This window comes from Stenotrophomonas sp. Steno-C17 (genome assembly GCF_056393165.1).
Window position 1 is genome coordinate 74,602 of sequence record NZ_JBWJPD010000006.1, and the last position, 21,892, is coordinate 96,493.

At 60.4% G+C, this 21,892-nt stretch carries 19 protein-coding genes; 8 read left to right on the forward strand and 11 right to left on the reverse strand.

Annotation, left to right across the window (positions count from 1 at the left end; all coding sequences use genetic code 11):
- Window positions 1–25: 25 nt before the first annotated feature.
- Together AC06FA_RS07430 and AC06FA_RS07435 are read right to left on the reverse strand one after the other, a co-directional pair.
- Window positions 26–823, reverse strand: a complete 798-nt coding sequence (locus AC06FA_RS07430; RefSeq protein WP_478067745.1) for a siderophore-interacting protein — start codon at window positions 821–823, stop codon at window positions 26–28.
- A gap of 63 nt (window positions 824–886) precedes the next feature.
- On the reverse strand, window positions 887–1,450 hold the full coding sequence (locus AC06FA_RS07435; protein ID WP_478067746.1) for a PadR family transcriptional regulator: 564 nt from the start codon (window positions 1,448–1,450) through the stop codon (window positions 887–889).
- A 577-nt stretch (window positions 1,451–2,027) separates the two neighbouring features.
- Here AC06FA_RS07435 and aceE point away from each other — a divergent pair.
- The 3 genes from aceE to AC06FA_RS07450 all read left to right on the forward strand — a co-directional run bounded on the left by aceE (window position 2,028) and on the right by AC06FA_RS07450 (window position 9,227).
- On the forward strand, window positions 2,028–4,715 hold the full coding sequence (gene aceE / locus AC06FA_RS07440; RefSeq protein ID WP_108748283.1) for a pyruvate dehydrogenase (acetyl-transferring), homodimeric type: 2,688 nt from the start codon (window positions 2,028–2,030) through the stop codon (window positions 4,713–4,715).
- A 177-nt stretch (window positions 4,716–4,892) separates the two neighbouring features.
- Window positions 4,893–7,424 carry an SIR2 family NAD-dependent protein deacylase gene (locus AC06FA_RS07445; RefSeq protein ID WP_478067747.1) on the forward strand — a complete coding sequence of 844 codons (2,532 nt, stop codon included), beginning with the start codon at window positions 4,893–4,895 and terminating at the stop codon, window positions 7,422–7,424.
- A 915-nt stretch (window positions 7,425–8,339) separates the two neighbouring features.
- The gene (locus tag AC06FA_RS07450) at window positions 8,340–9,227 is read left to right on the forward strand and encodes an HNH endonuclease (RefSeq protein WP_478067748.1); all 888 of its coding nucleotides are present in this window, start codon (window positions 8,340–8,342) and stop codon (window positions 9,225–9,227) included.
- Between the two features lie 121 nt (window positions 9,228–9,348).
- On the opposite strand, the gene AC06FA_RS07455 is transcribed toward AC06FA_RS07450, so the two are convergent.
- From AC06FA_RS07455 to AC06FA_RS07465, 3 genes are all read right to left on the reverse strand, one after another.
- On the reverse strand, window positions 9,349–9,729 hold the full coding sequence (locus AC06FA_RS07455; protein ID WP_478067749.1) for a hypothetical protein: 381 nt from the start codon (window positions 9,727–9,729) through the stop codon (window positions 9,349–9,351).
- 18 nt (window positions 9,730–9,747) lie between these two features.
- The gene (locus tag AC06FA_RS07460; protein ID WP_478067750.1) at window positions 9,748–10,116 is read right to left on the reverse strand and encodes a hypothetical protein; all 369 of its coding nucleotides are present in this window, start codon (window positions 10,114–10,116) and stop codon (window positions 9,748–9,750) included.
- Between the two features lie 483 nt (window positions 10,117–10,599).
- Complete coding sequence (locus AC06FA_RS07465) at window positions 10,600–10,818, reverse strand: hypothetical protein (RefSeq protein ID WP_478067751.1); 219 nt, start codon at window positions 10,816–10,818, stop codon at window positions 10,600–10,602.
- Between the two features lie 147 nt (window positions 10,819–10,965).
- Between AC06FA_RS07465 and AC06FA_RS07470 the strand changes: the two genes are divergently transcribed.
- Together AC06FA_RS07470 and AC06FA_RS07475 are read left to right on the forward strand one after the other, a co-directional pair.
- Window positions 10,966–11,568, forward strand: coding sequence for a hypothetical protein (locus tag AC06FA_RS07470; protein WP_478067752.1), 603 nt, complete (start codon window positions 10,966–10,968; stop codon window positions 11,566–11,568).
- A gap of 114 nt (window positions 11,569–11,682) precedes the next feature.
- Window positions 11,683–12,342, forward strand: a complete 660-nt coding sequence (locus AC06FA_RS07475) for a DUF6988 family protein (protein ID WP_478067753.1) — start codon at window positions 11,683–11,685, stop codon at window positions 12,340–12,342.
- A gap of 24 nt (window positions 12,343–12,366) precedes the next feature.
- Here AC06FA_RS07475 and AC06FA_RS07480 read toward each other — a convergent pair whose 3' ends face one another.
- From AC06FA_RS07480 to AC06FA_RS07490, 3 genes are all read right to left on the reverse strand, one after another.
- Window positions 12,367–15,348: an XVIPCD domain-containing protein gene (locus tag AC06FA_RS07480; RefSeq protein ID WP_478067754.1), complete on the reverse strand. Its 2,982-nt coding sequence runs from the start codon at window positions 15,346–15,348 to the stop codon at window positions 12,367–12,369.
- Window position 15,349: 1 nt separating this feature from the next.
- A complete protein-coding gene (locus AC06FA_RS07485; protein ID WP_478067755.1) occupies window positions 15,350–15,859 on the reverse strand; it encodes a hypothetical protein in 510 nt (169 codons plus the stop codon).
- 196 nt (window positions 15,860–16,055) lie between these two features.
- Window positions 16,056–16,553 (reverse strand): hypothetical protein, encoded by a 498-nt coding sequence (locus tag AC06FA_RS07490; protein ID WP_478067756.1) that lies wholly within the window; start codon window positions 16,551–16,553, stop codon window positions 16,056–16,058.
- Window positions 16,554–16,906: 353 nt separating this feature from the next.
- Here AC06FA_RS07490 and AC06FA_RS07495 point away from each other — a divergent pair, with 353 nt between their 5' ends.
- Complete coding sequence (locus AC06FA_RS07495; protein ID WP_478067757.1) at window positions 16,907–17,206, forward strand: hypothetical protein; 300 nt, start codon at window positions 16,907–16,909, stop codon at window positions 17,204–17,206.
- A gap of 20 nt (window positions 17,207–17,226) precedes the next feature.
- Here AC06FA_RS07495 and AC06FA_RS07500 read toward each other — a convergent pair whose 3' ends face one another.
- The 3 genes from AC06FA_RS07500 to AC06FA_RS07510 all read right to left on the reverse strand — a co-directional run bounded on the left by AC06FA_RS07500 (window position 17,227) and on the right by AC06FA_RS07510 (window position 20,504).
- Window positions 17,227–18,951: an NAD-dependent succinate-semialdehyde dehydrogenase gene (locus AC06FA_RS07500; protein WP_478067758.1), complete on the reverse strand. Its 1,725-nt coding sequence runs from the start codon at window positions 18,949–18,951 to the stop codon at window positions 17,227–17,229.
- 197 nt (window positions 18,952–19,148) lie between these two features.
- A complete protein-coding gene (locus tag AC06FA_RS07505; RefSeq protein ID WP_478067759.1) occupies window positions 19,149–19,640 on the reverse strand; it encodes a hypothetical protein in 492 nt (163 codons plus the stop codon).
- Window positions 19,641–19,880: 240 nt separating this feature from the next.
- On the reverse strand, window positions 19,881–20,504 hold the full coding sequence (locus tag AC06FA_RS07510; RefSeq protein WP_478067760.1) for a hypothetical protein: 624 nt from the start codon (window positions 20,502–20,504) through the stop codon (window positions 19,881–19,883).
- A gap of 282 nt (window positions 20,505–20,786) precedes the next feature.
- On the opposite strand from AC06FA_RS07510, the gene AC06FA_RS07515 reads away from it, so the two are divergent.
- Window positions 20,787–21,179 (forward strand): hypothetical protein, encoded by a 393-nt coding sequence (locus tag AC06FA_RS07515; RefSeq protein ID WP_478067761.1) that lies wholly within the window; start codon window positions 20,787–20,789, stop codon window positions 21,177–21,179.
- Between the two features lie 68 nt (window positions 21,180–21,247).
- Complete coding sequence (locus AC06FA_RS07520) at window positions 21,248–21,889, forward strand: DUF1629 domain-containing protein (RefSeq protein WP_478067762.1); 642 nt, start codon at window positions 21,248–21,250, stop codon at window positions 21,887–21,889.
- The last annotated feature ends 3 nt before the right edge of the window (window positions 21,890–21,892 follow it).

Here is a 21,892-nt window from a genome sequence, read left to right on the forward strand (position 1 = left end):
GGCTCGACTCTACAGAACGGCGGGGTCAATCGCCGTCGGTTTCGTCCGGGTGGGCCTTCCAGTAGCCGGTGGAACGAATCCAGTCGCGCGGTACGCCCAGATGGCCTTCCAGGAACTTGCGCATCATGCGCGCGCGGCGCGATTCGGTGGCGATCCAGTAGAAGGTGTCACCCTCGGGGGCTTCGAAATCGGTGAACTGGTCTTCCAGCAGGGTGCTGGTGGCGGCCGGGAAGCCGTTGCGCTCCAGCCAGTGGATGCGCACGTTCTCGTACTGCGGCAGGTCCTGGCGCTCGTCTTCGTCGCTCACTTCAATCCATGCCTGCACTTGCGCATGTTCCGGCAGCACGTCCAGCCAGCGGGCGATGGCCGGCAGGGCGGTTTCATCGCCAATCAGCACGTAGGCATCGTAGGTGTCGGCCACCACGAACGAGCCACGCGGGCCGCCGATGGCCAGGGTGTCGCCCGGCTGCGCGCGCTGTGCCCACGGCCCGGCAATGCCCTGGTCGTGCAGCACGAAGTCGATGGCCAGTTCGCCGGTTTCGTGGTCCCACCAGCGCGGGGTGTAATCGCGCGCGGGCGAGTGTTCCTTGCCCTCGGGGTAGCGCGGGCCCTCGGCGGTCATGGTGGGCAGCACCATCTCGCCGCTGCTGTTGGGGAAGAACAGCTTGATGTGGTCGTCGGCGCCGGGCGAATCGAAGCCGACCAGGTCGGCACCGCCCAGCACCACGCGGCGCATGTGCGGGGTTACGGTTTCGGTGCGCAGCACGGTCAGTTGGCGGAAGCGCACATCCAGGCGCAGTCGCTTGTTTTCATGGTCGGTCATGTCAGTACCTGTAGCGGTAAGGTCGCGCGGGGCGCGCGGCAAAGGGGGAAGACCTGGCGGGCGTCAGTCTGGCTCGGTCGGGGTGATCGGCAGCGGTCCATCGCCCAGTGATCCGTTCAACAACGCGGCGGCGTGCTGCAGGTGGGCGGCCACCTGTTCGGCCTCGCCGTCGCTCCAGCGGCCGTGGTGGCGCACCAGCGCCTGCTTGAACTCGCGCAGGGCGGCAGCCAGCGGCGCCGGCAGCGAGGCCTTGGTGATCTCGCGGGCACGGTCGAACGCGCGGCGCTGGGCCAGCCGCACCTGCGGCCGCTGCACCTTCAGTTCGAATTCGCCGGCGGCGGTGATGCGGAACACGCGGCGGCCGTCTTCTTCGTGCGATTCCACCCAGCCGGCCTGCTCGAAGCTGGCCAGCAGCGGGTACATGGTGCCGGCACTGGGCGTGTAGGCCTGCATGAACAAGCCGCTGATGTGCTGGATCAGCTCGTAGCCGTGGCGCGGCTGTTCGCCAATCAGGGCCAGCACCAGCAGGCGCAGGTCGCCGCGGCTCAGCACGCGGGGCTGGCCATTGCGGCGGGGCACTTCGGGGGACGGGGCCGGGCGGGCCCTCAGGGTAGCGGATCGGCTCATTTCGATATATCGGTAACGAGTGCGCAAACGATATATCGATAAGCCGGACCGGGCAAGTCCAGATTCGGGCCAAACCCATGCTGCATTCAGGCCACGGCGGCCGCAACAAGAGAACCCACCGCAAAGCTGCGGTGGGTTCTGGGCGAAGCAGCTGCGGCGCAAGGTGGCGGGCGCCGCAGGGGAAGGGGCTGCCTGCGCGGTGCAGCTTCCCGCCCCACCCAGGGGCAATCCAGAGGCAGGCGCGACATGTTGGCGGCGGTTCATCGGCAGCCGCCAGAGCGCCCCTACAGCGGCGCAGGCCTTGCCCTACAACGGTCATCGCCAGCGGTAACACTGCGTCCTGCCGATGCACCCAGCGGTGCAGAAGCGACAGCGGAGCAGGGGGCCTGCCGCCCGCAGGTGCCTGAAAAACCAGACTGTCCGGCGCCGGGACAGCCCGGGACAGGCCTTGCGGACACAGGCCAAAGGCCTCCATACGGCAGCGTAGCGAAGTGACGAAAGCCCTTGGTGCGCTACACTTTGCGGTCTAGAAATCTATACAACAGTCGCGCGCGTGCGTGCGGTAATGGGAGCGCTAATGAACTGGTTGAACGAAGTGCTGAACAACGACACCAATCCTGTTGAAACCCAGGAGTGGATCGAGTCGTTGAAGGCCGTCATTGATGTCGAGGGCCCCGAGCGCGCGCATCAGCTGCTGGAAGGCATGGTGGAACTGACCCGTCGTTCGGGTGCGTACCTGCCGTTCTCTCCCACTACCGAATACGTGAACACCATCGAGCCGCAGCTGGAGGCCAAGAGCCCCGGCAATGCCGAGCTGGAATGGCGCATCCGTTCCATCATCCGTTGGAACGCGATGGCCACCGTGGTGCGCGCCAACCGCAAGCCGGGTGACCTGGGCGGCCACATCGCCTCGTTCGCTTCTGGTGCCACCCTGTACGACGTGGGCTTCAACCACTTCTGGCGCGCCCCCAGCGACAGCCACCCGGGCGACCTGCTGTTCATCCAGGGCCACAGCGCCCCGGGCATCTACGCGCGTTCCTTCCTGGAAGGCCGCATCAGCGAAGAGCAGCTGGACAAGTTCCGCATGGAAGTGGACGGCGGCGGTCTGTCGTCGTACCCGCACCCGTGGCTGATGCCCGATTACTGGCAGACCCCCACCGTGTCGATGGGCCTGGGCCCGCTGGCCGCCATCTACCAGGCGCAGTTCATGCGCTACCTGGAAAACCGTGGCCTGATCGAAAAGAGCGACCGCAAGGTGTGGTGCTTCATCGGCGACGGCGAGAGCGACGAGCCGGAAACCCTGGGCGCCATTGCGCTGGCCGGCCGTGAAGGCCTGGACAACCTGATCTTCGTGGTGAACTGCAACCTGCAGCGCCTGGACGGTCCGGTGCGCGGCAACGGCAAGATCATCCAGGAACTGGAAGGCGTCTTCCGTGGCGGCGGCTGGAACGTGATCAAGCTGCTGTGGGGCGGTTACTGGGATGCCCTGCTGGCCAAGGACACCGACGGTGTTCTGAAGAAGCTGATGATGGAAACCGTCGACGGCGAATACCAGAACTGCAAGGCCTTCGGTGGCGCGTATACCCGCGAACACTTCTTCGGCAAGTACCCGGAAACCGCCGCCATGGTGGCCGGTCTTTCCGACGACGACATCTGGCGCCTGAACCGTGGTGGCCACGACCCGCACAAGGTGTACGCCGCCTACCACCAGGCCGTGAACACCAAGGGCATGCCGACCGTCATCCTGGCCAAGACCGTGAAGGGTTACGGCATGGGCAGCGCCGGTGAAGCTTTGAACCCGACCCACCAGACCAAGAAGCTGGACGACGAAGCGGTGCGCCACTTCCGCGACCGCTTCAACATTCCGGTGACCGACGCGCAGCTGGCCGACGGCCAGGTGCCGTTCTACCACCCGGGCCCGGATTCGCCGGAAGTGCAGTACCTGCAGGAACGCCGTGCCGCCCTGGGTGGTTACCTGCCGCAGCGCCGCCGCAAGGCTGAAAAGAGCTTCAACGCACCGAAGCTGGAAACCTACGAGCGCCTGCTGAAGAGCAGCGGCGAGCGCAGCTATTCCACCACCATGGCCTTCGTGCAGAGCCTGAACATCACCCTGCGTGACAAGGAACTGGGCCCGCACATCGTGCCGATCGTGGCCGACGAAGCCCGTACCTTCGGTATGGAAGGCCTGTTCCGCCAGATCGGCATCTACGCGCCGTTCGGCCAGAAGTACAAGCCGGTCGACGCCGACCAGCTGATGTTCTACCGCGAAGACCAGAGCGGCCAGGTGCTGCAGCAGGGTATCAGCGAGCCGGGCGCGATCAGCTCGTGGATGGCCGCCGGTACCAGCTACTCGGTCAGCAACGTGCCGATGCTGCCGTTCTACATCTACTACAGCATGTTCGGCTTCCAGCGCGTGGGCGACATTGCCTGGCAGGCCGCCGACATGCGTACCCGCGGCTTCCTGCTGGGCGGCACCGCCGGCCGCACCACGCTGAACGGTGAAGGCCTGCAGCACGAAGATGGCTTCAGCCATCTGGTGGCCGGTGGTATTCCCAACGTGCGCAGCTACGACCCGACCTTCGGCTTCGAAGTGACGGTGATCCTGCAGCACGGCACCAAGCGCATGATGGAAGACCAGGTAGACGAGTACTACTACCTGACCCTGATGAACGAAAACTACACCCACCCGGAAATGCCGGAAGGTGCAGCCGAAGGCATCGTGAAGGGCATGTACCTGCTGACCGACGCCGGCAAGCCGAAGAAGGGCGACCTGCGCGTGCAGCTGCTGGGTTCGGGCACGATCCTGCGTGAAGTGATTGCCGCCGCCGAGCTGCTGGACAAGGACTTCGGCGTGACCGCCGATATCTGGAGCTGCCCGAGCTTCAACGAACTGCGTCGCGATGGTTTCGACGTGGAACGTGCCAACCGCCTGCACCCGGAAGGTGAGCAGCGCAAGGCCTACGTGACCGAGCTGCTGGACGGCCGCCAGGGCCCGGCGATTGCCGCCACCGACTACGTGCGTGCGTATGCGGACCAGATCCGTGCGTTCGTGCCGATGTCTTATACGGTGCTGGGCACGGATGGGTTTGGCCGTTCGGATACGCGTGCGAACCTGCGTCGGTTCTTTGAGGTTGACCGGTACTACATCGCGCATGCCGCGATTGCGGCGCTGGCGAAGGATGGGAAGATGACCGCGAAGGATGTGGCGCGCGCGATCAAGCAGTACAAGATTGATCCGGAGAAGGCTAACCCTGTTGGGGTTTGATTTTCCAAGCTTAAACGATTGATTTAAGCGAAAAGGAGAGGCATGCCTCTCCTTTTTTTTGTCCCGAAGATCATTGGTTGAGCAAAGGTTGCGCTTGCATCACCACTACACATGCTCTGCTTGAAAAACAAACTGCCTCCATATAAATTCTTTAAGCTCCCTTAACATGGATTTTATATGCATCAGGAAGTTGAGTTGCCAAAGTTCCTCTTGGAACAGGTCAGAAAGGGGCGCGTTGTTCTATTTTTGGGGGCGGGCGTATCGGTTGGCTCAAAAAACCAACTTGAGGAAAGTCCGCCAATGGCAGGGCGGCTTGCGGAAATTCTCTCTTCCGAGTGCTCTATTCCTTACGATCCAGCAGAAGACGATCTTCCTACAGTGGCGGCCAACGCAAAGAGGCAGTTGGGTGACCGCGCTTACTGGAGGCTACTTCAGCAGCATTATCAGCACTGTAGAGCTTCCGATTCGCTTAAATCTTTGTCCCACTACCCGTGGCACCGCGTCTATAGCCTCAATATCGATGATGCACTTGAAGATGCTTATCGAAGCTCTGACTACAAGGTTGAGATATTTGTGGGGAGCTCTCCAGTCCAGTCAAGGCCACATGACTTGCACAAGATTCAACTGATTCATCTTAATGGATCGATAACTCGCGCTGAGTCTGGAATAATATTTACGGCCGAAGAGTACATGGCTCGGCGGGGGAATATTGGGGACTGGTACGAAGAGTCGGGAAGAGACTTCCTGGAGTACACTTTTTTATTTGTAGGGACTCGACTAAATGAGCCGCTCTTTCAGCATCATGTAGATCGATTGATCAAGGCTCAATCGATGCAGCCCGGCCGATCTTATATCGTCTGCCCAACATTCTCGCCGAACAAGAAGATGCAGTTGGACTCATGCCAAAACATTGAGTGCATCGAATTAACTGCTGATGGATTGGTCTCTGGGCTACGAAAAGCGCTGGGAAAAAAGATCACAATATCTCAGCTTCTGAGCAGTAGGTCTCCGGCATTAAAATCGCTGAGCCGCCTGCTCGGTCCTGACAAGGTCGCTCAGTTGGAGGGGGATCTTCAGGCTTTCGATGTCGTTGACGCTGATGAGTTTGGGATGCATGTGCCCAAGGCTGATCCGGGTCTTCGGCAGTTTTACTACGGAACAAGTCCAACTTGGCGAGATATTATTGATTCAGTTCCCGCTGAGCTAGAGAGTTACAGTGAGCTGTACTCCTGCATCGTTAACGGGCGTGCTAATAAGATTCTTCTTCACGGGCCTGCCGGGGCGGGCAAGACAACCGGCTTGATGTGGGCTGCGCTGAAGTTCGCAAAAAGCAATCCAAATAAACTGGTTCTCTGGTTTGGTGGTGCAACTACATTCCCCCCGGATGCTGTTTCTGCCATTAGTCAGGTGATGGGTGAGAGCCTGGCGCTGTTCGTGGATAACTTCGGAATGCATGCTCTGGACATAAAGGTATGTATGGCTCGATCACATCAAGATACACTTTTTGTACTTGCTGATCGTACGAATCAAATCCCACGGGTAGGCTCTGGTGTTGAGGTGAACTTTGACAGGAGAATTTCCATGTCGACCATCTCTGATTCAGACATTGATGAGGTCATCAATCGAATTGAGCGTTTCGGCCCTTGGGATCGGCTCGGGAGTATGCCGCACGAGCGGCGAAGAAATGAGCTGAGAAGCGTTGCGAAAAAGCAGTTGCTGGTAGGTCTTAGAGAGGTTACTGCGGGCATCGGTTACGATCAGATTGCAGCCAGTGAATATGCATCGCTAAGGGATGACTATGCGAAGAAGGCCTATATGCTCGTCGCAATGGCGACAATGCACCGCCTATCAATGACCCGGGCCACCTTCGATCTTGCCATTTCAACTGCGGACGAACATCAGAGCACAGCCAAGAGGCTGGAGGGTCTGGAGGGCGTTGTATTCGAAGAGGGTGGTCGGCTAAGTGTGCGCCATCAAATCCTCGCGGATTTCACAGTCAGGAGAGTCATTCCGAAGAGCTCAGCTTTGACGGTAGTCGATTCTATTTTGTACGCGCTGTCCCGCTTCCCGACGCCACTCAGGCATTACGCCAGCAAGCCTGAAGCAAGATTGTTCGCCGCCATTACAAATCATGATTTCTTGTGGGGAATGTTCAGGGCCGAACGAGACGCCGTGCTAAGCATGTTTGGCAAATGGGAGCGCTCATTCTCGCAGGATGGATTATTCTGGCTGCAATACTCTCTCTTTGAGCAGAAGTGTGGCGAGCAGTATCTTCAGTCTGCTGTAAATCACATTAGGACGGCGCACCGGATCTATCCTGGGTCATATCAAGTCATCAATGCCTACGCAAATATTCATTTTTCTTTGGCCTTGTCTGAGCGAGACTCCGCGCGCGCGATAGTTCTGATGCAACAAGCTTCTGAGCTCGTTGAGGAACAGGTGAAGTCCCCAACATCAGGTGCTTATGCTGCAGTTGCACTCTATTATGGGAGAATACGAGTCCTCAAGCGACATTTCCCTGAGGGGATAAAGGCGGAGTTGAAGGTCGCAGAGGAAAGGCTTCGCGAAGCGTTTGCGAAGGATAAGGATAATTCAAAAATCCAAGATGCTCTTAATGCAATTAACTTGGAGGCGGTTACGGTTGCCGATTCCGCTATTAACTCGGTACGAAGGTCGCAAGCCGGAGGAAGCTGGAAGACTAGGCGATGAACATATGCCCTGGCGGCGGCGGCGTGTGTGCGCGTATGTTAATGGATGAATATTTTAATTCGAATTAGCATTCGTCGCTGCCTGAATATTTAATTGTCCTCACCTGCATGCGCCTCGCTCTCTAGGTAGAGCGAATGCGCAAGTCTAATAATATAATGTCGAGCTGCGTTCTTGATTTTTTGTCTCGGCATATGATATTCCGCGGATTGACGAAATTTTTGTCGTTTTTAGGTTTAATGAACAATCTGAGGGGGCGTTGGGAGGGCTTTGACGATTTTCTATTCATCGCGATATCAATCGATGGTAGTGATGGCATTTTCGTTGCATCTTTTTTATTCGTTGAGCGGATGTTGAATGCATGGTTTCGAGCTCGCCTGTGCGCGAGTGGCTTCGTATTTCCACAAAAGGGGCGTTCATCAGCCTAGTAAAGCTGACCGCTCGTCGAAGGTGTCCGTGTTATTCCAAATCCCGCTTAACTCAGAACGAAGCAGCCTTGCTAGTCCCGATGAGCCTATTTGCTGGCCTTTTGGGTAATGTTCTGATTTGGCAACATCGCGCTTCGCGAAGTTTTTCGATGTGTGGTTGACTTTTCGCCTGCGTCTAATATGAGATGAAAGGAGTATAGATTCTTTCCAGACTTTCTGACTTGCGCCCATTTCGCTCCCATATGAGGCTGATCAAGAGCGGCTAGAGCTATCGATCTCTCCAGAACTGCCTCCTAGCGTTTCGTAGCTCACTGGCTCAATGCCTGTCTTTTACGAAGGGACAATTGATATCCGGACTCTCAGAGCGTCATCACAGAGACGTCCCATGCCTGATCGTATTTCGTGCCGATTGCGACATTGATAGGTACCATCTCCGTCTCGATGGCCAATAGGCTCGAACAGACAGGGGGCGGGGATGAGGTACTGGTGGGTGAACCAGAAGCAGACCTTCGACAAGGCTGTTAAGGCAGGTTACCTGTGGTCGCCTAAGACCAACGTAAAGGGGAACACCAACCCTTCCTACGAGAACATGACGCAAGTGCGGCCTGGCGATGTGGTCTTTGCGTTTGCGAGCACTCGAATCAGGGCCATCGCAGTAGTCAGCGGCGCCCACTACTCGATGGATCGCCCCGAGGAGTTCAAGAAGACGGACGAGGAATGGCGCAAGGACGGCTGGGCCGTCCCGGTGGACTACCATCTGGTGGACGTCCCGCTGAAGGTGAGCGACTACATGGCTCAGATTGGGCCGCTGCTTCCTTCGAAGTACTCACCCCTAAAGCCTGACGGCAAGGGCAATCAGGCCTACCTGTTCCCAGTTCCCGACGCGATGGCTGCCAAGCTGCTGGCGCTCCTAGAAGTCGATCTTGATGATGTCGGAGAGTGGCAGGACGAGGGGCCGGTCCAGGACATCGTGAATGACAAGAACATCGACGAGACCGAGAAGCTCCAGCTGATCAAGGCCAGGAAAGGTCAGGGTATCTACCGAAAGAATGTCAGCGACATTGAGAAAGCCTGTCGGGTGACCGGCACCAGTGATGCCAGCTTCCTGATCGCCAGTCACATCAAGCCGTGGTCAAAGAGCGAGAACAGCGAGCGTCTTGATGGCCACAACGGCCTTATGCTCGCCCCCCATATCGATCGCCTGTTCGACCGGGGCTACATCTCCTTTGAGGATGATGGTGGCCTAATTGTCAGCAGCCAGTTGCCAGATGCGGTGCGGGTGAAATGGGATGTCGTGCAAAAGACTCCTGGCATTCCCTTCTCTGCGGCTCAGGCTCGCTACCTCCGCTACCATCGCGAAGTCCTGTTGAAGAAGTAGGCGTGAGCATTCGCCGGCAGGCAGCCCCGGAACGGCGGCTGCCTGACCGATGCTCAGCGGGCTCAAAGCTTGGGTCCGCATGCTTCGACTGGGACTTGCCTGAATCTGATCACGGCGCAGATCAGCGCCACCGCCACCAGTCCGGCCGCGTCTTCACTCGCCAACACTGTTGCAGGTCCCGCAACTCCGGAACCCGTGCCCGCGACTCCCCGGCAATCACCACCACCAGTTGCGCCGACGAATTGTCCACCAGCATCACAGGTTGCCCGTCGGCCCGCAGTTCGAAGTACCGCTCATGCGCGTCCTTAGAACTCACCACGAGCGCACGGCCTTCCAGCGCCGCTGCAAACTCCTCGGCCTCCTTCCGCATCAGCCTGAATTCGGCATCCGACACGCGTTGGTAGGCATTCACTTCCAGCGGCACTTCGGGAATGTAGTGATCCCCGATCGCCAATCCCAACACCATCAGCGTGGTGGCGACAACGAAGAGCGGCGCCCTCACCGGCAGCCAACCTGGGCACTAACCGTGCACCTGCAGGCATGCACTGGCCTGCGCGGTCAGCGCCACGCAGGCCAGCATCAGCCCCTCCATCGTGCGGTCGCCCAGGTGCTGCGCGGGTTCTCCGTTCTGTCGCGCGCGCTCTCCGGCCAACAGCATCTCCTGCACCACGCGCAGGCCCGCCAGCGCGCAATCGGCGTCGGCCAGGGCCATGCGGCGGCCCGGCGCGGGCGAGTGTTCCGGCCACGGCTGGCCATCGGCGGCGGCGCCGCTCTGGATGCGCCGCAGTGTGGCGAGGAAGGCGGTGGGGTCTGCCCCGCTGTCCAACGAGGGCTCGGCATTGGCCGGGTCGGTGGCAGCGTGCAGGGGGCGGAATTTCGGTGCGTTCATGGCAGTGCTCCGTACAGGACAGACGGCAGCGCCACCCCAAAGGGTGGCGGACGATGCGTGGCTCGAAAACCGGTCAATAGCCAAGCCGGCGGACCCAAAGGCCCCCACGCACCGCCCGCCATGGAACGCGAACGGATTGCCAGCCGGCGCCACACAAAGGTGACGCCGGCTGACAAGCGTAAATACACCGACTATTGAACGGGTTTTCGACGCCCGTGCCACCCTTCGCGGTGGCACGCAAAGGTGTACCCGCACAGATGCCCTATGCCAAGAAGCCGCAGCCAATCAGGCCATCAGTTCTGACGCTTCCGGAACTGCGGCATGCTGGGAAAGCCACCAGATCCCTTGCAGCACAGTGCTTGCGGCGAAAGTTGACCCGCCACCGCTGCGTCGAGCGCGGACCGCACTGTTCGCAACAACGGATGCTTAATTGCGACACGCCTCCGTCCAACGGCCACAATCAGAACGAGCCGATTACGTCACCTACTTAACACTGACGCCCAACCCAGGGCGGGGCCAAAGCGCATCGTCGCGCTCCAGATCGTAGTCACTACCAAACGCCAACGCCGCCTCGCGCGGTGGCAGATCGGCGTAGCAGCCAAGCAGGAAGGCATCCATGCCAGCATCCTGGTGGTCGATGGCGAACAGAGAGAGAAGCTCGGCATCGAAGGCGGCCAGCCATGCGGGATCGATCGGTGTCATGGTCATCGTCGAAGAGGAAGGCCGCCAGCTTCGGTGAGGCCCGTCTCGTGGGCCAGGATTGGGCTCGCCTGGCCCCATTACGCTCAATTGCGGAACCCCACCCGATCAGCGATGCTTCACGCAGGAAAGGGACGAAGGGGGATTTCCATGGAAGGCATCGTCAACAAGCTGGTCGATCTTGCTGGCGACCAGTTTCTGGTGCCCGTCGCCCTCTGCGCGGTGTTGGTATTAATCTTCAAATGGCTGTCAGGCCTGAATCATCAGCGTACTTCGGCCCGGAAGGACTTCCTTGAGTTATTCCGTCAGGAGAGTGCCAAGGATGACCTCTGGCTCTCCGTTGCCATCAGGCACCACTGCGGCGTCTATCTGCCTGTCTCTGTCATCCGCAAGCTGTGCGCGCTCGATCAACCCGCACTCGCCATCGTGGACGTTGCCAACGCTTGGGACCTTGTTGAGATTGACGATGCTACAGGCGAGATTCGCTGGCGCCGGAAATGGTTCGGTCATCCCAAGACCAGAAAGATCATTGCCGTAGTGCTTATGGCCGGTTACGGCGTGGCCGCCATGGTGGCCTTCCTGCTTGGCTACATCCTCGTCATAGGCAAGGTGACCGCCAGCGCTTCTTTTGGCTATTGGCTTTGGGTGGTTATTGGCGTTGCCGTGGCATGGCGGTGCCTTTCTCAATCGGATCTTCTGCTCAATGGCAGCAAGAGCTTGGAGCGTTGGCTGGGAATGACATCACGTTCCTAGCAGGACGTGATGTGCGGATAGCGGTCAGTGCGGCCCAATCCGTCGTCCGCTTGGTGGGCCGTTGCTCTTGCAGGAATCGTCACTCTGTCCAGGAAAATTCAGGGACTCAACACGATGGAACATTTGTTCAACCAATCTGCATTGCTTCGGCAGGCGCTGCTTGCAACCGTCAGCTACCCGCTGGCTGATAACGGCGTGAGGCTGAGGACCTCACTGGACGCGACAGTGTTGAGTCTGGAGCATGCAGAGGCGGTCCGCCTGCTGATGGAGGGGAAGCTTGAGTGTTCCGCGGCTGCAATGCTGCGCTGTCAGTTCGAGGCGTTCGTCCGCGGCGTCTGGATTCTTCACTGTGCATCCGACGATCAAGTCGAGCTTCTGTCATCGTCGCCCAAGGAGGATGAGGGCAAGGCGCTTCCGATGTTGAGCAAGATGATTGAAACGCTATCCCAGGTGCCCGAAGTGGCCAATCTTGTTCCATTGCTCGAAGAGCTGAAGAATTACGCGTGGCCCGCGCTGAACTCATTCATTCACGCCGGTGTACATGCGGTTGATCGAAGCCGTGCAGGTTTCCCCTTGGCGCTGGCGGTGAACGTCGTGCGCAGCAGTAACAACCTGATGATGATGGCAGGGCAGCACATGGCCATTCTCACCGGGTTGCCTGGCCTGCAGGGGGAGGTTCGGAGGCTTAGCGATGTGTATGCCGACTGCCTGTTGCTGGATGAAGGGCGTCGCCGAGCCGCCGAAGCAGCAGCGTCAGCGCCCCGGTCCTACTGAAGCTACGTGGGTGAGGGGCGGCGATCACCCCATGCTCGCCGCACGCCCTCTCACTTCCTGCTGCATCCGCTCCTCCTGCGACTGCTGCTCAAGCTCACGACTCATCGCACGCTGCTGCGCTTCCTGGCTCACGCTTTCATATCGCTGCAGCGATTGCTCAACGGGTGTCTGCACGGCCTGCGCTGTCGGCATCGAGGAGCGCAGATGCGAGGGGTCGTTCAGCTCTCCCTGCACAACAAACACCGTCTGTCCTGCAGGGCCCTGCGCGGTCGCGTTGCTCAGCAGCACGTGGTCCACGCGTGACAGATCACTGTCTTTGGCCAGCACGAGCAGGCTCGCGCTCATGCGCTCGCTGATCGCATCGAAGCTGCGCCCATGCTTGGCATCCAGGGCCGCAACCCCGTCGCGAATCTGCTCGTAGAGGGGGTAGTCGGGGTGGCCCGGCAACAGCGGGCTGCCTGCATTTTGGGCTTCCTCCGCGGGCTTGCTGGCGTGGCCGTGCACTGCATGGCCGGGGCGCTCCGGTTCCTGTACCACGGCGGGAACGGTGGGGTGTTCGCGTTGCTGCCCATCCATCTGCGGCAGGGCAGGGGACGGGGCCCCACGGGCCGATTGCATGCGCGCCATATCCTCCACGGTGGTGGTGGAAGTCAGCTCCATACGGTTGCCCGGGGCGGTGCCGAAGGAGGCGATGGCGCTGTCCGCGCTGGGCGCGTGCGTGCGCGGGTCGGGCATCAGTTCCAGCGTGATGTCGGTCTGCTTTCCAACGGCGGCAAGCTTTTGTTCAACCGCAGCGGTAGTGGCGGCAAGCTGCTCCTCGGTGCGCGGAATGCCGTGCTTTGCGTACAGCGTCTCCACCTGGCCGCGCACGCCCTCAGGCGCGATGTGTACGGTGGCCTTGATCTGCTCGGCCATCCTGCCCATGTCTGCAATGCCGGCGTTCTGGCTCTGCCAGGTGATCTCCAGCTCATCGCCGATATTCCGATTGGCCTGGCTGTTGAAGCCCACGCCCTCGTGGACCCACTGGCCATCGGCATGACGGCTGTAGCTGCGGCCGTCGCTTGCACGCAGGGTATCGGCGCCGTCCTGCGCCTTGCGGATTGCCTGCGGAACGGACGGGTTCTGCGCGTCGCCGAAGTCACTCCAGCGGCCCTGCTCGTGGGCCACCATGTAGCGCGACGCCACCGACGCGGGGGTGTTGGCCGCGTTCTGCGCAATGACGGTGCGCGATTGCTCATCCAGGGCCGGTTCGCGTTCCGGCGGAACGGGCTCGCGCCGGGTGATGGGTGTGCGCCCGTCAACGACTTCCCGTATCTCCAGCTCCCATTGCCGCGAGACGGTATCGCGGACGAACTCCCTTCCGGTCTCAAAGGCGCTGGGTGGCGGCTCTTTCAAGCCACTGGCATTGAGTCGATAGGGATTCTGCGGCGGTGGCAGGTTGGCCAAGCCCAGCTCGTAAGAGGCACGGGCGGCCTGCCAGTTCAACTGGCGCTCCAGCGTGCCGGTGGCCACATAGTCGGCTTTGAAGGTGACATCGGCGCCCTGTGCCGTCTGCACGGGCCGCACTTCCACGCCAGTACCCAGGTCGGCGCTCTGCACCTGCTGTTGCTCGGCGCCGCGCAGCCAGCGGCCCTCCGGGTCTGCCGGTTTGCGCGTCCAGGTACGATGCAACGGGTCCTGCTGGATATAGACCCGGTCGATGTCTTTCTGTGCAGCCCACTGCTCACCCAGGTGGGCGCCAAGCGCGCCGCCAGCGATGCCTGCAACGACAGCGCCGGGGCCCGACCACGATCCAGATACGAGGCCAATGCCAGCACCTGCGGCGAAGCCGCCCAGCGCACCGCCCAGGTTGCGGCCGACGAAATGCGCCGAAGTGGAATCGGCCCCTGCGGTATTGCCTTGCGAGTTCAGTTCCACCCACTTATGGCCGGAAGTGGCGAAGTCGTGCGCCATAAGGGCGACGCCGGCAACGCCAAGTGCCTTCATGCCGGGGTTCACACCGTGAGGTACCGCCTCGGCTACTGCCACGCCCGGAGGCCCGCGCGGTGCGCCCGGCTGCAGCGGTGAATGGGGCAGTGGCTCGGGAAGGTCGGCAAACAGGCGCGGGCCTGTGGACAGCGCCGAGCGAGCAGCGACCCATTCCGCGCGGGTGGTGGACATCTCGTGCAGGCTTAGGGCGCTGTAGTCGTGCAGGGGCTTTTCGAAGAGGGTCTTGCCCATGGCGTCATAGCCATCGATGGGCTTCAGGTGCAGGCGCACCTGGGCCACGTCGACCGCTTGGCCAGTGTTGGTGGTGGCGTGCTGGGCCAGGGTGCGCTCGAGGGTTTGGTACTCGGCGGCTGACTGGCTGGCGAAGGTGAGCGGGTCCGGACCGAAGGCGCTTATGGGGTAGCCGTTGATGCGGAGTTGGGGGTGTTCGAGGGCGGTGGGCAGCTCGAAGTTGCTGAACCCACGGTTGGCGGGCGCACCATCTACGAAGGCGACAAGCGGCTTGCCGGTGGCGATGGCGTTCTCGAAGAACTGGGAACTGCCGGCGTTCCACATCATGTCCTGGAGAGCGCCAATGCCGGTTCCCATCGGCTTGAAGCCCCTAGCATCCATGAAATCTTGAAACTTGCCTGCAACCGCATGAAATTCCGGATGGGCTGCGGGTTTGTTGCCTGCCTCTTCAATATACTTGCCCCAGGGCGTATCCCCGATGATGCCTGTGCTTCCCTGCAAATCTTTACCGTAATCCGTCGCGTTGAAGTAGTTCCCCTTATTTGCCCTGTCAGTACCGGAGAACACCACATAGTCAACGCCGGACGGTAGCTCAGCAGGAAAACTACGCAGCTTTGAGTTGACGAACTCTTCGTAGCTCGTTAGCTGATCGGGGCCGGAGCCCGGGGACTTCAGATAGTCGACAATCTCTGCCTTCTGCTGGTCCGTGAGCCGCGCCTTGGTGGTCACATCTGTGGCAGGTGCCAGCGTCGTCAGCGCGAAGTTATCAAATGAAAATTGAGGCATATCACCCAACCTCGGCTCGACGCTGCGGAACAAAGAGACTGGCCAGGAGTACCACTCCATCGCGTAGTAGCGGGCTGTCTTCAGGTAACGCGATGCCGAGTTGGATCAATGAATCGACCCGACAAATGGCGATGTAACGAATGCTCTCAAATATGCTGGGCTGATTGGAGAAGACGTTCAGCAGTCCCTGCGCAACAGCGCGGATGAACGAAGTGGTGTCGTCTGAATTCCCGACATTTACTTTGAAATCGATGATCGATTTCAGCACTTCACTGGCGCTAAGGTCCAGTGTGTAAATGCGCTGGTGTACGCTACCCTGAGCCGAAAGAGTTTCAGTGCCAAGGATTCCGAGCGACGCAACCCGCTCTCCGTCGCGACGGAAAGTGTACTGGTATTCAATGGCTTCGCTTCCGTCGGACAGAGTTGCCGGTAGAATTCTTGGAAACGAAATTCTTACTGCACTCGATGCGTCAAATGCGGAGTTGGAGTCCGGCTTGAATTCAATGGACATTACATTTCTCTAGATGTGATAGTTGTGCCGCGCATTTACGCTGTGGGCACCCGCCCGCAGGCGGTGTGGCTGCGTAGAGTCCGGTTTCACGTCATCGGCCGCAATGCCGATCCTCGCGAGAGCGGTCGTGAGAGGTTGTAGCCAAGTGTGGTCTTCTCAGAATCATAGGAGATGAACTCGCTCATGGCAGACGACCTCAGTCGCACAGTACGGGAACGTAGATGCTGGCCAGTACAATGGCGCCATCGTCTCTTCGAGCGACGTTTTGGGGTGCCGCTCCCAGCCGGACCAGATCATCAACGTTCGCCAAAGCCACATAGCGGCGACGCTCCGTGTTGTTGACTCGGCCGGAAAACACAGTCACCAGCCCCTCGGCAACGCTGCAGATGAAGGAGTACTTTTCATCGGTGTTCCCCAAGGCCTTCTGCAGCCTAAGGATGGACTCGAGAACCTGGTGCGGGCTCAACTCCAGCGTGTAATGAACTTCGCGAAGTCCCTGCTGTTCGACGATTTGCCTGGTGCCAAAGAATCCTGTCGCGCCAACACGCTGCCCATCACGACGGAACATGTATTGGTACTCGATCTCGTCGCGCCCATCGCGTCCGGTTGCGGGCAGCATTCTTGGGAAGGAGACGGTCACACCGCTTTCTCGGTCAAAGGCAGTGTTCTCAACTGGCGTGAATCGAATAGGCATGGAGCTTCCGTGAAAGTCCTGTGGGTCGAAGCTGAATTGCGCGGTATCGTCAGCGCAGCGCTTAATCGCTGCCTGGCTGCAACGTCGCCTCGACGTGAACGTGGTCACGGATAGGGCATGAAACCATCGATCTGAAGTCCGGAGCATGCGTCCGAGCGCTCTTCATCAGCAATTCCTTTGCAGTGGCTGAACCACTATACGGCTGTACCTCCAGCCACTCCACTGGCAAGCCCTTGGCGGCGCTGGTAGTGCGAGTTAGTTCACACATCCAGCAGGTCAATTGTGTCCCACCCCGCTTCCAGTTACCCGCGCCCCCCTCTTCGACCATCCGGCCAAGACCGCGGGACCCAAATATGCACAGCAGGCATCAGGCTAGCGACACGCTCAACCGGCAACGCATTCCTGGCTTCGCCCGGCGCCTCACCGAACTGCGGCGGCAGCTCGCCGTGCGCGGGCAGATGTTCGGCGCACCATGCCGATTGCGTCACTTACCTCGTACTGATGCCCAGCCCAGGGTTCGGCCAAAGCGCATCGTCGCGCTCCAGATCGTAGTCACTGCCGACGGCCAACGCCGCCTCGCGCGGCGGCAGATTGGCAGAGCCGTCCAGCATGAAGGCATCCCTGCCTGCATCCTGGTGTTCGATGGCAATTAGTTAGAGACGGCGCGCCCGCATCACGCCCCCGCCGGCAGCGTAATCGACTTGATGTTGACGAACTCCTTCAAGCCCTCCGGCCCATGCTCACGCCCGTAGCCCGATGCCTTCACCCCGCCGAAGGGCAGGGTAGGGCCGGCCACGTTGAAACCATTGATGCAGACCATGCCGGTATCGAAGTAGGTGCTAGCCAGCTCGCGCGCGCGCTTCACATCGCGGCTGAAGATGCCGCCACCCAGCCCGTAGCGGCTGTCGTTGGCAATGCGCATGGCGTCATCATCGTCCTTGGCCTTGATGATGGCCGCCGCGGGGCCAAACAACTCGTCCTCATACGCCACCTGGCCCGGCGCCACATCGGCCAGCACCGTGGCCGGGTAGAACCAACCGGTCCTGGCCGGCACTTCGCCCCCCACCACCAGCCGCGCGCCCTGGGCAACGCTCTTGCTGACCTGCTCGTGCAGGGTGTCACGCTGGGCCTTGGATACCATCGGCCCGAGTTGGGTGTTGCCATCGTTCGGGTCGCCCATGCGGATCTGCGCGAACTGCTTGGCATAGGCCTCAACAAACGCGTCGTAGTTCTTCTCGGTCACGACGAAGCGCTTGGCATTGACGCAGGTCTGGCCGTTGTTGAACAGGCGCCCCTTCACACAGGTCTTTACCGCCAGTTCCAGGTCGGCATCGTCCAGCACCAGATAGGCATCGTTGGAGCCGAGTTCGAGCATGGTCTTCTTCAGTGCCTTGCCGGCCTTCTCGGCCACGGTGCGCCCGGCCTTTTCACTACCGGTGAGCGTTACCGCGCGCACCAGGTCGTGGTCGATGATGGCATCGGACTGGTCATGGCTGATCAGCAGCACGCCGAACAGCCCCTTGGGCAGGCCGGCTTCCTCGTACAGGTCGCGCAGGAACAGGCCGCTGCCGGTGCAGCTTTCGGCATGCTTCAGCAGCACCCCGTTGCCGGCCATCAGGCTGGCAATGGAGTAACGCACCGCCTGGTAGGCCGGGAAGTTCCACGGCTGGATGCCGTACACCACACCAATGGGCGAGTGGGTCACGATGCCTACGCCATTGGCCGAGGGGCGCTCCTCGTCGGCCAGCACCTTCGGGCCCTGCTCGGCGGTGTACTTGCAGATGGCCACGCACAGGTCCACCTCGCTGCGGCTGTCACCGATCAGCTTGCCTACCTCGTTGGTCATCAACTGGGCGAAGGCCTCCTTCTTATCTTCCAGCTTGCGCGCAATGGCGGCCACCACCGCAGCGCGCTCTTCCAGGCTGCGCAGGCGCCATTGCAGGAAGGCCTCGTGGCTGGCCTTCACGGTGTCCGCCGCCTGGGCGTCGGACATGTAGGCATAGGTATCGAGCACCTGTTCGGTAAGCGGGTTGATGGTCGTGAGCTGCTGCTGGGTCATGGTCAGGTCAACCTTGTCGTGGGGAGGGTAGGGGAGGGAGAGGGTGATTCCTGGCGGCATCAGGCGTAGCGACGGCGGTGCAGTGCCTTCAGCATCTCGTCGCGCCAGCCATGGGCGGGCAGCTCGCGCACTGCCGAATGGGCGGCACAGTTGAACGGGGGGGGCGGCGGTAAGGGCGAGCAAGGCCTGGCGCTGGGCCTCACTGGGGGTGTAGCTGTCCAGCACCACGAAGCGGCCGTTGCAGCGGCGTAGCGCCGAAAGCTGCGTACGCATGTCGAGCAGCCCGGCCACCTTGAAGGTGCCGCGCAGGTTCCAGAAGTCGGGGGCGAGTTGCTGCATCAGGATCAGGTGGCGAGGCGCTGCGGGCCGTCGCTTGGGGTTTGCTTGGGGGTGTGACTGATCGTGCGCAGGCCGCGATTCCAGCGGTGTGAAAGCGGGTGATGGGGATGTCAGGGGCGGCGGGGGCATTGGGATTCGCCCCCGTTCCTCAGACGCCTACCAAGGGCGCCTTGCCAGGCCTTTGAGGCGTTTCGTCCTCAATCCCTTGGCGGAATTTCCAGGCTGGCGAGAAGCAGGTAGCTGTCCAGCGAATCCAGCACGTGATGCGCGTTCGCTGGCACCCCCGCGCCGGACAAGGCATCGCGGGTGGTCAAGGCGACGTAGCGAACGGTGATCGGTGAGCTGACGCCGGAACCAGCAGCCGCCAGCAGCGCATGAACGATCCTGCGCAGAAACGAAAAATCGTCCTCGGTGCTGCCCAGTGCTGATTTCTTGCTGAGCAAGCATTTCAATGACTGCGGATGTGTGAAATCGAGCGAGTAGATTGTTTCCCGGCACCCCTCTTCTCTGATGTGCCAATCAAGGCCTCCTGCCACTCCCGCGACCCCTACGCGCTCTTCGTTGCGGGAGAACACATACCAGTACTCTGCAGGTGATGGCCCGCCGCCCTGCAGGCGGGAGAGGCTGACCCTGACCGCGTTCCGCATCTCGGCTTCTGATTTCGCATCTGGATAGAACGTACTTGGCATGCTTGTTCCTTCATGGTCGTTGATGCGCTGCTGGGGACTATGGCTGCCATCCAGCTGTGCATCTGGAAGCATCCCGGGGCGGAGGATGGAGATTCCACTCCGTTCGTTTACTGCAGATTTTTATTGAGGTTCGAAGTTAAGGGACATCACAGTGTCCATTGGCTTCGACTTCTCTATCGGCACGTGCTCTCGGGTGAGACGAGGCAGAACCGCTGGCTACGCGTACTACCCCGCGTAGCCTCAACGCCCAGGTGCCGCCACGGCATTGCGCGATCTTGGGTGGTTGGGCTCAATGGCGACCTCCATCCCAAGGGTCTGCTCCAGCAGCTTCACTCGCGCGTCCAGGCTTCCCGCCAGCGCCGCATCGCCCTCGATCAGGATCAGCACACGGTTGTCACCTGGGGAACCCGAAATACCCGTAATGCCTGGAATCACGCTGTGGATCAGCGAGGTGTTTCGCTCCAGTATCTCGTGGAATTTCTGCGCCGTATGCAGGTTCCCGATTTCGAACACGACGCGCGTGGTTCCGCTTTTGGTTTTCACCACCCGGTCGGGCACCGGCTTCGTTCCGGTGAGTTCCACGAAGATGTGCTGATCGGGGGAATGTCGCAATGAAATGGCAGACAAGCGGTCCGCAAACTCGCTGCTGAGACCTTCGAAGGCGGGATTGAGCTCGCCCTGAAGGGTCAGCCGTGTGATGGCGGCATCGATCGAAACGCCGGGGTGCTCGCTGATGTAGTTGCGCGCAACGATCGCCATCTCGGCATCTGCATCTGCATCCGCATCGGCGGCGGCGGTCTGGGCATGGGTCGTCCCCCAGAACAGCGCGAGCGTACCGGCCAGTATCAGCTGTCTTCCTTGCATATTGAACTCCTTGAGATTCCTGGCATTCGCCGGGGCGCTGGCCCCCATCCGTAAGGCCAGATTACCGCGCTGCGCTGGGCACGGCCGTGTTCGAGTTCTCAGGCCGGTGCTCTGGAGATCAGGCACGGTGATGGGTTCCCCGCCGTGAAAGTGGACGCAGGGTGTGACGCAGGTCCGCTCTGTATGGAGTTTCATTGCATTCCGATTGCCCGAACGCCCAGCCGCGAGTAAAAAGAGGCCGTTGCTGGCCATCTTGCCTGATGCCCATTGGAGGGGAAAAGTATGTCCAACAGTGATGAACAGGAAGGGCTGTTCGATCTGCAGCTGATCATCGGGCCGACCATCGTTGCCGGCAGCCCATTGCTTCGGCGTCTGGACGAGGTCGGAGTCTTCGATATGAATGCCTCCCAGAACCGGCTCTACCTGCCTGTCGAGCAGGCACTGGCCAACGAGATGGGCTGTGCGCGCTACGCAGCCGAGCCGCTCGAATCCTACACGCAGGGCATGTTGCAGCAGTTGGCCCGCATCGAGGTGTCGGTGGATGGGCAGGGGGCATTGCAGGGAGATGCGGGTGCCGTCGCGCGGGCCGTGGGCGCCGTGCGGGACTTGCAGGACATTGTGAAAGTAGCGCTGATCAACGGGGATTTGGTGCTGGCTGCTGGGGACGTCGGGTGAAGCGCGGTGAAGGCGGCCTTGAAGGCAGGATAGACTTTGGAAAGCTTGCGATAGCAGAGAGACTACACATGCAGCACTCACGTGAAAATTTGCCCATGCCAGGTAAGTTTTATCAGTTGGAACCTGATGCGCGACGAGGAGGAAGGGGGCATGGTGTTGTCTTTGAGAACCTCGCAAGTCTGCTGAAGCCGCCTCGAGTAATCCTACGCCCTGCTTCAGGAGGCTTTCCCGCTCTCGCGGAGACGCCGAGACTGGTCTACCGGCCTGAGCGTGGAGCTCCGCCCCAAGATCTTGAAGGTGGAATGAGCGGGTACTGGCTAGTGTCGGATCGCCTGCGTCGCGTGATGGAAGACGTCGATGCAGACGCATTCGCGTTTGCGGATGTGAGTTATGAAGCATCAGACCGCAGCTTATCTGGCGGATACTCCCTATGCGATGTAACACGCACGCTTGACGCGTTGGATGAAGAGACATCCGTACTTCACATTGAAGTCAGCGACGAGTTCGAGGCAGGGAAGTTCTACGACCTGACAGGCGAGATTCGCCTCGCGTTTCGCCCTGATGCGCTCCGCGATGCGCACGTCTTTCGCTTGGCGTTTCACGGAGGCGTGTTCTGCGACAGTGTTTTCCTCAGAGCCGTCGAGGAGGCTGGAATTATCTCGTCGAAGCGCTCAAACGGTCTGTGGTTCTATGACGTCGTGAATCGTTGAAAT

Excerpts from the sequence above, each read along its gene's own strand:
- AC06FA_RS07430 (WP_478067745.1), bottom strand. The coding sequence starts at position 823 with ATGACCGACCATGAAAACAAGCGACTGCGCCTGGATGTGCGCTTCCGC.
- AC06FA_RS07435 (WP_478067746.1), bottom strand. The coding sequence starts at position 1,450 with ATGAGCCGATCCGCTACCCTGAGGGCCCGCCCGGCCCCGTCCCCCGAA.
- aceE (WP_108748283.1), top strand. The coding sequence starts at position 2,028 with ATGAACTGGTTGAACGAAGTGCTGAACAACGACACCAATCCTGTTGAA.
- AC06FA_RS07445 (WP_478067747.1), top strand. The coding sequence starts at position 4,893 with ATGCATCAGGAAGTTGAGTTGCCAAAGTTCCTCTTGGAACAGGTCAGA.
- AC06FA_RS07460 (WP_478067750.1), bottom strand. The coding sequence starts at position 10,116 with ATGAACGCACCGAAATTCCGCCCCCTGCACGCTGCCACCGACCCGGCC.
- AC06FA_RS07465 (WP_478067751.1), bottom strand. The coding sequence starts at position 10,818 with ATGACACCGATCGATCCCGCATGGCTGGCCGCCTTCGATGCCGAGCTT.
- AC06FA_RS07470 (WP_478067752.1), top strand. The coding sequence starts at position 10,966 with ATGGAAGGCATCGTCAACAAGCTGGTCGATCTTGCTGGCGACCAGTTT.
- AC06FA_RS07475 (WP_478067753.1), top strand. The coding sequence starts at position 11,683 with ATGGAACATTTGTTCAACCAATCTGCATTGCTTCGGCAGGCGCTGCTT.
- AC06FA_RS07480 (WP_478067754.1), bottom strand. The coding sequence starts at position 15,348 with ATGCCTCAATTTTCATTTGATAACTTCGCGCTGACGACGCTGGCACCT.
- AC06FA_RS07485 (WP_478067755.1), bottom strand. The coding sequence starts at position 15,859 with ATGTCCATTGAATTCAAGCCGGACTCCAACTCCGCATTTGACGCATCG.
- AC06FA_RS07490 (WP_478067756.1), bottom strand. The coding sequence starts at position 16,553 with ATGCCTATTCGATTCACGCCAGTTGAGAACACTGCCTTTGACCGAGAA.
- AC06FA_RS07495 (WP_478067757.1), top strand. The coding sequence starts at position 16,907 with ATGCACAGCAGGCATCAGGCTAGCGACACGCTCAACCGGCAACGCATT.
- AC06FA_RS07500 (WP_478067758.1), bottom strand. The coding sequence starts at position 18,951 with ATGCAGCAACTCGCCCCCGACTTCTGGAACCTGCGCGGCACCTTCAAG.
- AC06FA_RS07505 (WP_478067759.1), bottom strand. The coding sequence starts at position 19,640 with ATGCCAAGTACGTTCTATCCAGATGCGAAATCAGAAGCCGAGATGCGG.
- AC06FA_RS07510 (WP_478067760.1), bottom strand. The coding sequence starts at position 20,504 with ATGCAAGGAAGACAGCTGATACTGGCCGGTACGCTCGCGCTGTTCTGG.
- AC06FA_RS07515 (WP_478067761.1), top strand. The coding sequence starts at position 20,787 with ATGTCCAACAGTGATGAACAGGAAGGGCTGTTCGATCTGCAGCTGATC.
- AC06FA_RS07520 (WP_478067762.1), top strand. The coding sequence starts at position 21,248 with ATGCAGCACTCACGTGAAAATTTGCCCATGCCAGGTAAGTTTTATCAG.